The sequence below is a fragment of the Methylobacterium brachiatum genome (genome assembly GCF_900113845.1).
In the GTDB taxonomy this organism is placed as follows: domain Bacteria; phylum Pseudomonadota; class Alphaproteobacteria; order Rhizobiales; family Beijerinckiaceae; genus Methylobacterium; species Methylobacterium brachiatum.
The window spans coordinates 265,563-275,407 of record NZ_FOQW01000008.1; the positions used below are offsets into that span (position 1 = coordinate 265,563).

9 protein-coding genes are annotated in these 9,845 nt (G+C 70.0%); 3 read left to right on the top strand and 6 right to left on the bottom strand.

The features are described from left to right. Positions 1-39 precede the first annotated feature (39 nt). On the bottom strand, positions 40-915 hold the full coding sequence (gene murI, locus BMZ47_RS12780; protein WP_091862641.1) for a glutamate racemase: 876 nt from the start codon (positions 913-915) through the stop codon (positions 40-42). A gap of 261 nt (positions 916-1,176) precedes the next feature. Between murI and egtB the strand changes: the two genes are divergently transcribed. Genes egtB through BMZ47_RS12795 form a run of 3 tightly spaced genes read left to right on the top strand, consistent with a single transcriptional unit; the run spans position 1,177 to position 4,495 of the window. Beyond that, positions 1,177-2,445 carry an ergothioneine biosynthesis protein EgtB gene (gene egtB, locus BMZ47_RS12785; protein ID WP_091862643.1) on the top strand — a complete coding sequence of 423 codons (1,269 nt, stop codon included), beginning with the start codon at positions 1,177-1,179 and terminating at the stop codon, positions 2,443-2,445. A gap of 18 nt (positions 2,446-2,463) precedes the next feature. Further along, positions 2,464-3,438 (top strand): L-histidine N(alpha)-methyltransferase, encoded by a 975-nt coding sequence (gene egtD, locus BMZ47_RS12790; RefSeq protein WP_091862646.1) that lies wholly within the window; start codon positions 2,464-2,466, stop codon positions 3,436-3,438. 40 nt (positions 3,439-3,478) lie between these two features. After that, positions 3,479-4,495: an adenylate/guanylate cyclase domain-containing protein gene (locus tag BMZ47_RS12795; RefSeq protein WP_091862649.1), complete on the top strand. Its 1,017-nt coding sequence runs from the start codon at positions 3,479-3,481 to the stop codon at positions 4,493-4,495. On the opposite strand, the gene BMZ47_RS12800 is transcribed toward BMZ47_RS12795, so the two are convergent. The 5 genes from BMZ47_RS12800 to BMZ47_RS12820 all read right to left on the bottom strand — a co-directional run. Beyond that, positions 4,492-5,790, bottom strand: a complete 1,299-nt coding sequence (locus tag BMZ47_RS12800; RefSeq protein ID WP_091862652.1) for a flavin monoamine oxidase family protein — start codon at positions 5,788-5,790, stop codon at positions 4,492-4,494. The genes BMZ47_RS12795 and BMZ47_RS12800 overlap by 4 nt on opposite strands. Positions 5,791-5,868: 78 nt before the next feature. Then, complete coding sequence (locus tag BMZ47_RS12805) at positions 5,869-6,153, bottom strand: hypothetical protein (RefSeq protein ID WP_007566909.1); 285 nt, start codon at positions 6,151-6,153, stop codon at positions 5,869-5,871. 91 nt (positions 6,154-6,244) lie between these two features. Continuing rightward, positions 6,245-8,740 carry an ATP-dependent Clp protease ATP-binding subunit ClpA gene (gene clpA, locus BMZ47_RS12810; protein WP_007566911.1) on the bottom strand — a complete coding sequence of 832 codons (2,496 nt, stop codon included), beginning with the start codon at positions 8,738-8,740 and terminating at the stop codon, positions 6,245-6,247. A 37-nt stretch (positions 8,741-8,777) separates the two neighbouring features. After that, a complete protein-coding gene (gene clpS / locus BMZ47_RS12815; protein WP_208601045.1) occupies positions 8,778-9,179 on the bottom strand; it encodes an ATP-dependent Clp protease adapter ClpS in 402 nt (133 codons plus the stop codon). Positions 9,180-9,537: 358 nt separating this feature from the next. Beyond that, the coding region (locus BMZ47_RS12820) for a transposase (RefSeq protein ID WP_139220976.1) at positions 9,538-9,845 on the bottom strand (308 nt) is incomplete at its 5' end.

The following is a 9,845-nucleotide window of genomic DNA, read 5'->3' on the forward strand; positions in this document are numbered from 1 at the left end:
CAGGCAGGATCTGCCCGCCGGCAACCCGTCCGCGACCGGCTACTGCATCGTGAGCGGCATCGCCTCGACGGCGATCTCGCCGATCCCCCGGGCGGCCAGGGATGCGCGCAGCGGTGCGGACAGCGAGATGCCGGCCGTGAAGGCGCCGTGCACGGATCCGTCATGGTCCGCGTTCCGCCGGGCCGGGCCGATCAGCTGGACGACGCGGCGGGCGATGGCCGGAGCCGGGTCGATCCAGGTCACCGGCCAGGGCGCGAGGGCTTCGAGGCGCGCCAGCAGCAGCGGATAATGGGTGCAGGCGAGGCAGACCACGTCGGTGCGCCGTCCGTCGGGATCGGTGACGAAGCAGGGGGCGATCTCGGCCGCCAGGGCCGCGTCGTCGATCGGCGTGCCGGCGAGCTCGGCCTCGGCAAAGCCGGCGAGGTTCGGCGAGCCGACCAGGGTGACCGCGCAGGACCCGGCATAGGTCGCGATCAGGTCGTGGGTGTAGGAGCGCGCCACCGTGCCGGGGGTGGCCAGCAGGGAGATCAGGCCCGAGCGCGTCGCCGCGGCGGCCGGCTTGATCGGCGGCACCACGCCGACGAACGGCGTCGCGAAGCGCTGGCGCAGGGCCGGCAGGACCAGGGTCGAGGCGGTGTTGCAGGCGATCACGACGAGGTCGGGCCGGTGCGTCTCGAGAAGCTGCTCCATGACGGCCAGCACCCGGGCGACCAGGGCGGCCTCGGCGAGCCGGCCATACGGAAAGGCGGCGTCGTCAGCGGCGTAGACGTAGCGCCCATCGGGGCGGGCCCGGCGCACGGCATCCAGGACGGTGAGGCCGCCGAGACCCGAGTCGAAGACCAGGATGGTCGGCTCGGGCGAGACGTGGAATGCCGCGGCGGACAGGCTGGCCCCGGCCATCAGATCGATCCGCATGGAAATTCTGGACTCCGCACTCAGCGCCTCGAATCTCGGTGCCGAGGGTTAAGGCCTCCTCACTGCGGCGCAAGAAAGACCCGCGACCTTTCGTTCTCCCCGTTAACCCCCGGGCCCGCGGCTGCGAAGGGGCCGGTGAGCCCGAGCGCAGGCGGATTCGCCAGCGGAGGTTGTCTGACCTCGGCAGGGACATATCTTCTGCGACCAAGCCTGGCGCCGACAAGACGGTTCCAGGAGACGCATCAATAGGGGAAGATCCGCATGGCAGCGACGGCGGCACTCCGCTCCGGCGACACGCGCGCGCAAACTGCAGCGGCGTTCCCGCCGCCCCCCGTGACGGCCCGGCCGGTCGACCGGGCCGCCTGGATCGCCGCCTACCGGCATGTCCGCAGCGAGACCGAGCGCAGGGCCGCGCCGCTCTCGGCGGAGGACCAGCAGGTCCAGTCGATGGCCGATGCCAGCCCGACCAAGTGGCACCGGGCGCATGTGACGTGGTTCTTCGAGCAGTTCCTGCTGCGCGAGCACCTGCCGGGCTACGCCATCTACGACGAGCGCCTGCACTACCTGTTCAACTCGTATTACGTGGCGGCCGGCCCGCGGCAACCGCGCATCCAGCGGGGCATGATCACCCGCCCGACCATGGCCGAGGTGAGCGCCTACCGGGCGCATGTCGACCGGGCGGTCGAATCGCTGCTCGGCCAGGCCGCCGAAAGCGCCCTGGAGGCGGTCCTGCCGATCCTGGAGATCGGGCTCTATCACGAGCAGCAGCACCAGGAGCTTCTGCTCACCGACATCCTGCACGCCTTCGCGCAGAACCCGCTCGGGCCGGTCTACGAGTCCGCGTGGCGCTTTCCGGCGGCTTCGGGGCAGAGCGGCCAGGCCCAGCTCCCCCGCGGCATCGCCTGGATCGGGCACGAGGGCGACGGCTTCTCGTTCGACAACGAGTCGCCCCGCCACGAGGCGCTGATCCTGCCGGGCCGGATCGACAAGGCGCTGGTGACCAACCGCGAATGGCTCGCCTTCATAGAGGCCGGGGGCTACGCCAAGCCCGAGCTGTGGCTCTCGGACGGCTGGTATGCCGGCCAGGCCGAGGGCTGGGAGGCGCCGGGCTACTGGCGCCGGGACGGGGAGGGCTGGGCGACGATGACCCTCGGCGGCATCCGGCCCGTGGAGCTCGACGCGCCAGTCACCCACATTAGCTACTACGAAGCGGACGCCTATGCCCGCTGGGCCGGCCGGACCCTGCCGACCGAGTTCGAATGGGAGGTCGCGGCCCGGGACGGTGCCCTGCCGGACGCGTTCGGCCTGGTCTGGCAATGGACCCGCAGCGCCTACGCGGCCTATCCGGGCTACCGGCCGTTGCCGGGGGCCCTGGGCGAATACAACGGCAAGTTCATGGTCAGCCAGTTCGTGCTGCGCGGCTCGTCCGTCGCCACGCCCGAAGGCCATGCGAGGCTGCCCTACCGCAACTTCTTCTATCCGCATCAGCGCTGGCAGTTCACCGGCCTGCGCCTCGCCGACGCCGCCTGACGCGCCCCGGAGCCTCCCTTGACCGTCAAGCCCAACTTTTCCGACGCGACCCCGGTCGCCCTGGACACACCCGAACTCGCCTTCCTCGCCGACGTGCAGGACGGCCTCGCGAAGACGCAGAAGGCGCTGTCGCCGAAATACTTCTACGATTCCGCCGGGTCCGACCTGTTCGAGGCGATCACGCGGCTGCCGGAATATTACCCGACCCGCACCGAGATCGGCATCCTCGATCGCAGCGGCCCGGAGATGGCCGCTTTGCTGCCGGCCCGGGCCGCGCTGGTCGAATTCGGCAGCGGCTCGACCAACAAGCTGCGGCGCCTGCTGCGCCACCTCGACAAGCTCGCCGCCTACGTGCCGGTGGACGTCTCCGGCGAGTTCCTGCGGTCCCAGGCGGAGGTGCTGAGCGGCGATTTTCCGCATCTGCGGGTCGAGCCGGTGGTGGCCGATTTCACCCGCGACTTCGATCTGCCCGAGAGCCTCGCCGGCATGCCCCGGGCCGGTTTCTTCCCGGGCTCGACCATCGGGAATTTCGAGCCGAGCGAGGCTGAGGAGCTGCTGCGTCGGTTCGGGCGGATCCTCGGGGAAGGGGCGCACATGATCGTGGGCGTCGACCTCGTGAAGGACGCCGCGATCCTGGAGCGGGCCTACGACGATTCCGCGGGCGTCACCGCGGCCTTCAACCTCAACCTGCTGACCCGGATCAACCGGGAACTCGCCGGACGCTTCGATCTCGACGCCTTCTCCCATCGCGCCGTGTTCAACGCGGACGCGTCGCGGATCGAGATGCATCTCGTCTCGGACGGCGCGCAGGAGGTGGCGATCGGGTCCGAGACCTTCGCGTTCGCGGCCGGCGAGACGATTCACACCGAGAGCAGCTACAAGTACACGGTCGAGACCTTCCGGGCGCTCGTGGAGCGGGCCGGCTGGACCTGGGTCCAGGTCTGGACCGACCCGGAGGGGTTGTTCTCGGTCCACGCGCTCCGGCAAGACTGACATCGGCGCCGCGAACCGGCGCGTGGGTGAGGACGCCCGGATGCGTTTCAGCCCACGCTGGTTCTATCTCGTGGCCCCGGGGCTCGGCGCCCTGGCCGGCCTGCTCTACGGATCGATCTTTCCGGTCGGTCCGCTGCTCGGCTCGGCGATCCGCGGCGCGATCATCGGCACGCCGATCCTGCTCTACGAGCGCCGGCTCCTGTGGCCGCGGATGCGCGAGCGGGTGCGCCATCTCGCGACGCCGCTGTTCCTGCTCGCCACCGTGGCGCTCTACATCGCGATGATTGTCGTCGGCAACGCGCTCGCGAGCACGGTGCTGAACCGCCTGTTCCGCTTCATGTACAGCGAGCGGAACGCGATGCTGATGTCGCAATCGGGCCTGCTCTACGCGCTCGCGATCTCGGCCGTGGTGGTTTTCGTGTTCCGCGTGCGCGACCTGATCGGCCCGGGCGTCTTCGCCAACCTGCTGATCGGCCGCTACCATCGTCCGATCAGCGAGGAGCGGATCTTCCTGTTCCTCGACGTGACTGGCTCGACCCGCTTCGCCGACCGCCACGGCGACCAAGCGGCGCAGGCCTATCTCGGGCAGGTGTTCAACGCCCTGGCGCTGCCGGTCTCGCACGCGCGGGGCTCGATCGACGATTATATCGGCGACATGGCCCTGGTCACCTGGACGATCGAGCGGGGCATCCGGGATGCGGCCTGCCTGCGTTGCGTCTTCGATTTCGCCGCCCGGCTCGCCGCCGAATCCGAGGCCTGGACCCAGCGCTTCGGGCAGGTCCCGGAATTCCGCGCCGCCCTGCATTGCGGGTCGGTGGTCACGGCCGAGGTCGGGCTCGAGCGTCACAAGATCGCGTATTTCGGCGATGTCGTGAACACCACCGCCCGGCTGGAGAGCCTGTCGAAGAGCCTCGGCGTGCACGTCCTCGTCTCGGCCGATCTCCTCAACCGGATCGGCCCTTTGCCGCCCGACCTGATCGCCGAGGATCTCGGCGCCCATTCGCTGCGGGGCCGGGACGCGCCCCTGGCGGTGGCGGCGATCCGTAAGCGGGACTAGACGCCCAGCACCTTCAACACGTCACGCGCCGCACGCGCGCCGTCGAGGGTGGCGCCGCCCACCGTCATCGCACCGCCGCCGGCCAAGGCCTCGCCGGCGAAGAACACCCGCTCGCCGACCGGATCGCGCAGGCGGTCACGGGCCTCCGCGTGGCCGGGCGCGACGATCGAATACGAGCCGCGGGCATGGGGATCCGTCCACCAGCCGGCGAGCCGTCCGGCCTGGACCGCACCCTGCGCCTTCGACCCCAGGATCGAACCGAGCCGCTCGGTGGCGAGCGCAATGGCCGCCGGCTCGCCCGCCCGGCACAGGTCCCGGGCGAGGTCCCCGCCGAGATTGGCCACCGCGATGGCGCGGCCGAACGGGCCCATCTCGAAATACAAGGTCGGGCCGCCGGTGAACACCGACACCGCATCGCCCAGGGCCGCCGGGTCGACCTTCGCGGGGTCGAGGCGCAGACCGATCTTGGTGTAGGCGCCCATGTGAAGGCCATCCAGCGCCGCCTCCGCGGGATCGGGCAGGCGCGGCGTGAACCTGATCGCACCGGCTTTCAGCACCCCCACCGGCGCCGTGACGATCACGGCCGCCGCCGCGAGGGTGCCGTCCGCGGTCTCGATCCGGACGATCCTGTCCGACCAGTCGATCGCCCGGACCGGACAGCCGAGCCGCACCGGCAGATCGGCGAAGTGCCGCGCCACGAGGTCGCCGTAGCCGTCGATCCAGAGGTCGGTGCCGGACCAGAGCCGATCGTAATCCACCGCCGAGACCCGCTCGGGATCCTCGCCGAGCGACAGTCGGCTCAGCCCGGCCGCCGCCAGCTCGGCGTTCGGGCCGCCGGCCCGGGCCGCCTCGGCCAGCGAGGTGTCGCCGCCCTTCGGCGCCAGCAGGGCGTCGAGTCCGGAGAAGCCGGCGCGCCGGCTGGCATTCTCGGCCTCGGTCGCCGGCCTTCCATTGATGGTCAGCGTGCGCGCCCAGCCGCCTTCCTGCGCGAAGCGCACGCCGGCAGCCCGCGCCACCGGCGCCCAGGGATTGCGCTCGGCCCAGTGGATGTACTCGGCACCGGCATCGAAGCGGCAATCCGGGCCGAGCGACCGATCGGTGAAGGCGCGGCCGCCGATCCGGTCCCGCGCCTCGATCAGCAGGAAATCCTGTCCGGCCGCCCGCAGCGCCGATGCCGCCGCCAACCCGGCCGCGCCGGCCCCGATGACGACCACGGTTCCGCCCCGCGCCGCCGCCCGCAGGGCCGGTGCCGCCAGAACGGCCGAGGCCAGGATCGTGCGTCGGGTCGGACTCATGGCGTACCCGCTCGGATGCTGTTTTTGACCGGGACCCGTCCCAGGGCGGGCGGGCCGCCCGCGCCGATCCCGGATGCGCTAGCCGCGCGCGCCCTGCGTACCGGAGCGCTTCTCCATCATGGTCTTGACCTGCATCAGCTGGTCCCAGACCTGGCCCGGCGAGGTCCCGAAGAAGTCGAAGCCGGCATTCACACCGAGATAGATCCCGACGCAGATCAGCGGCACCAGCACCCAGGCCAGAACCTCCTCACCGCGGCGACGCCGTTGGCGGCGCCGACGGCGCTCCTCGCGCCGGGTCAGCTTCTGGGCAGGCGCAGGATGCGTGACGGGGGATAGAGGCCCCTCGTGCAGGTCTTCTGTCATCAGGCGCCCCCTCACCGCGGCGCGTTCGCGTCGCGGCGGTCATAGACCGGCAGGCCGTTGTCCGGAAGCCTGCCGGCCGGCGTGCGCGCCCTTATGCGCGGACGAGTGGCACCTTCGGCACGGTGCGGACGCCGCCGCCCGAGCCGCCACCACCCCCGCCGCCCTTGTCGTCCTTCGGCGTCTTCTTGCGCGTGGCCGCGCGGGGCTTGGCCCGCTTGTGCCGCTTGGCCGCGTTGGTGACGTCCGCCTCCGGCTTCGGCGTGACCGGTCCGGCCGGGAAGTCGAAGCCGAGGCTGTCCTTGGCGCCGGCCTTGGCTTCCTCATCCTCGGGCTTGCGCACCACCACCCGGACGGCACCGCCATCCTTGAGCTTGCCGAACAGGACCTCGTCGGCGAGCGGCGTCTTGATGGTCGACTGGATCAGCCGCGCCATCGGGCGGGCGCCCATCGCGTCGTCGTAGCCATGCTCCACGAGCCAGGCCCGAGCCTCGTCCGAGAGCTCGATCGTGACGTTGCGGTCGGCGAGCTGCGCCTCGAGCTGGAGGACGAACTTGTCGACGACCTTGGCCACAACCTCCTTCGGCAGGTGACCGAACGAGATGATCGCGTCGAGGCGGTTGCGGAATTCCGGCGCGAACAGCCGGTTGATCGCCTCGACGTCGTCGCCCGTCCGCTTGGCCTGGGTGAAGCCGTAGGCCGATTTCGCCAGGTCCGAGGCGCCCGCGTTCGACGTCATGATGATGATGACGTTGCGGAAATCGACCTGCTTGCCGTTGTGGTCGGTGAGCTTGCCGTGGTCCATCACCTGCAACAGGATGTTGAAGAGGTCCGGGTGGGCCTTCTCGATCTCGTCGAGCAGCAGCACGCAATGCGGGTGCTGGTCGATCCCGTCGGTGAGCAGGCCGCCCTGGTCGAAGCCGACATAGCCGGGGGGCGCGCCGATCAGGCGGCTGACCGTGTGGCGCTCCATGTATTCCGACATGTCGAACCGCAGCATCTCGACGCCCAGCGACGCGGCGAGCTGCTTGGCGGCCTCGGTCTTGCCGACGCCGGTCGGCCCCGCGAACAGGTACGAGCCGATCGGCTTGTCCGGGTCGCGCAGGCCGGCGCGCGCCAGCTTGATCGCCGAGGTCAGCGCCTCGATGGCGCTCGGCTGGCCGTAGACCACCCGCTTCAGGTTCTCGGTGAGGTGCTGGAGCACCACCGCGTCGTCCTTCGACACGGTCTTGGGCGGGATGCGGGCCATCGTGGCGATGGTCGCCTCGATCTCCTTGATCCCGATGGTGCGCTTGCGGCGCGCCTCCGGCACCAGCATCTGCGAGGCGCCGGTCTCGTCGATCACGTCGATCGCCTTGTCGGGCAGCTTGCGGTCGTTGATGTAGCGGGCCGACAGCTCCACCGCGGCCTTCACGGCCTCGGTCGTGTACTTGAGCTTGTGGAACTCCTCGAAATACGGGCGCAGGCCCTTCACGATCTCGATCGTGTCCGGGATCGACGGCTCGTTGACGTCGATCTTCTGGAAGCGGCGCACCAGGGCGCGGTCCTTCTCGAAGTACTGGCGGTACTCCTTGTAGGTGGTCGAGCCGATGCAGCGCAGGGTGCCCGAGGCCAGCGCCGGCTTGAGCAGGTTCGACGCGTCCATGGCGCCGCCCGAGGTCGCACCGGCGCCGATCACCGTGTGGATCTCGTCGATGAACATGATCGCGTTCGGGTGCGCCTCGATCTCCTTCATCACCTGCTTGAGGCGCTCCTCGAAGTCGCCCCGGTAGCGGGTGCCGGCCAGCAGCGTGCCCATGTCGAGGGAGAACACGGTGGCGTCCGCCAAAACCTCCGGCACCTCGTGCTGGATGATCTTGCGGGCGAGCCCTTCCGCGATCGCGGTCTTGCCGACGCCGGGGTCGCCCACCAGCAGCGGGTTGTTCTTCTGGCGGCGGCAGAGCACCTGGATCGTGCGCTCGACCTCGGAATGGCGGCCGATCAGCGGGTCGATCTTGCCGTCCCGGGCCTTCTTGTTGAGGTTGACGCAGTAGGCGTCCAGCGCGTCGCCCTTCTTCTTCGCGCCGCCGCGGGGATCGCCCTCGTCGCTCGGGCGCTCGGCGGCGCCTTCCTCCTCGGCACCGCGCACGGGCTTCGCCTCGGACGCGCCGGGGCGCTTGGCGATGCCGTGGCTGATGTAGTTCACCGCGTCGTAGCGGGTCATGTCCTGCTCTTGCAGGAAGTAGGCGGCGTGGCTCTCGCGCTCGGCGAAGATCGCCACCAGCACGTTGGCGCCGGTGACCTCCTCGCGGCCTGAGGACTGGACATGGATCACCGCGCGCTGGATCACGCGCTGGAAGCCGGCCGTCGGCTTGGCGTCCTGGCGTCCGTCGCCGGTCAGGTTCGAGAGCTCGGTGTCGACGTAGTCGACCAGGCTGCGCTTGAGCGTGTCGATCTCGACGTTGCAGGCGCGCATGACAGCGGCCGCATCCTGGTCATCCACAAGGGCGAGCAGGAGATGCTCCAGCGTCGCGTATTCGTGCCGTCGCTCGCCAGCGAGCGCCAGGGCTCGGTGGAGGGCTTGTTCTAGGCTGCGTGAGAAGCTTGGCAAAGCTGGCCTCTGTGTGGGTGCCTACCGCGAACGGCGCCTATTTCTTTTCCATAACGCACTGGAGAGGATGTTGGTGTTTGCGCGCGAAGTCCATGACCTGCGTCACCTTGGTCTCCGCCACCTCGTAGGTGAAGACCCCACACTCACCGACCCCGTTCTGATGCACGTGCATCATGATGTGGTAGGCGTCCTCGTGGCTCTTGTTGAAGAAACGTTCGACCACCAGCACGACGAATTCCATCGGCGTATAGTCGTCGTTCAGAAGGAGTACCCGGTACAGGCTCGGCTTCTTGGTCTTCGGCTTGGTGCGGGTGATGATCGCGGTGTTGGACCGGTCGTCGCCGCCCGGGGCGCGCGAACCGGAGGCCGTGATCGCCAAGCACGCCGGCCGTTGAAGCGTCGTCGATATCGCGGTGCCCTGCAGGGGGACCTGTGTCATGTGCGTCGAACCGATCCCTCGATTGGAGCGGGCGTCGCCGGCCCCCAATACCGATCCTGTCACGACCCTGCCGGGAGCGGCGTCTGGGCCAGCGGACATTAATCTACAGACCGTGAGGCCACTTCGCCAGACGCCTGCGCGCACTTGTCCGCCCCGCAAAGCTTGCGCCACGCGCATCGCCCTCGCACCGCCGGGCGAAGGGGAGGGCGACGGGCTCGCCTGATCGGACCGGCCGCGGGCGTCAGGCATGTCCCGGCTCGGCCATGGCGGCGGTGGCCGGCTCCGCGCATCTCTCCCTCCCCCCTCTGCGGGGGAGGGTACCCTGCGCAGCAGGGGGGGAGAGCGACTGTCTGTCGGGTCAAGGGGCGATTGCGAGGTCGCGTCGGATATCGCGGGCCTTTGCGTTGAGGCGCACGAGCAGCTTGCGGGCGAGCGCGACGCGGATGAGCTTTTTGGGCTTTCCGGCCTGGCTCAACCGATGGTGGAGGTCGGCGAAGTCAGGCTCGTACCGGCGCACGATCTCGGCGACGACGAACAGGACGCCGCGCACGCCCGCGCGGCCGCCGCGCACCGGGCGCTTGCCGGCGCGCCGGCCGCTGTCGTTGGCGATGGGCGCCAGCCCGGCGAGCTTGGCCACGGCCTTGTTGGACAGGGTGCCGATCTCGG

Coding starts and splice junctions, on each gene's coding strand:
- egtB (WP_091862643.1), top strand. CDS start 1,177: ATGGCAGCGACGGCGGCACTCCGCTCCGGCGACACGCGCGCGCAAACT.
- BMZ47_RS12805 (WP_007566909.1), bottom strand. CDS start 6,153: ATGACAGAAGACCTGCACGAGGGGCCTCTATCCCCCGTCACGCATCCT.
- murI (WP_091862641.1), bottom strand. CDS start 915: ATGCGGATCGATCTGATGGCCGGGGCCAGCCTGTCCGCCGCGGCATTC.
- clpS (WP_208601045.1), bottom strand. CDS start 9,179: ATGACACAGGTCCCCCTGCAGGGCACCGCGATATCGACGACGCTTCAA.
- BMZ47_RS12800 (WP_091862652.1), bottom strand. CDS start 5,790: ATGAGTCCGACCCGACGCACGATCCTGGCCTCGGCCGTTCTGGCGGCA.
- BMZ47_RS12795 (WP_091862649.1), top strand. CDS start 3,479: ATGCGTTTCAGCCCACGCTGGTTCTATCTCGTGGCCCCGGGGCTCGGC.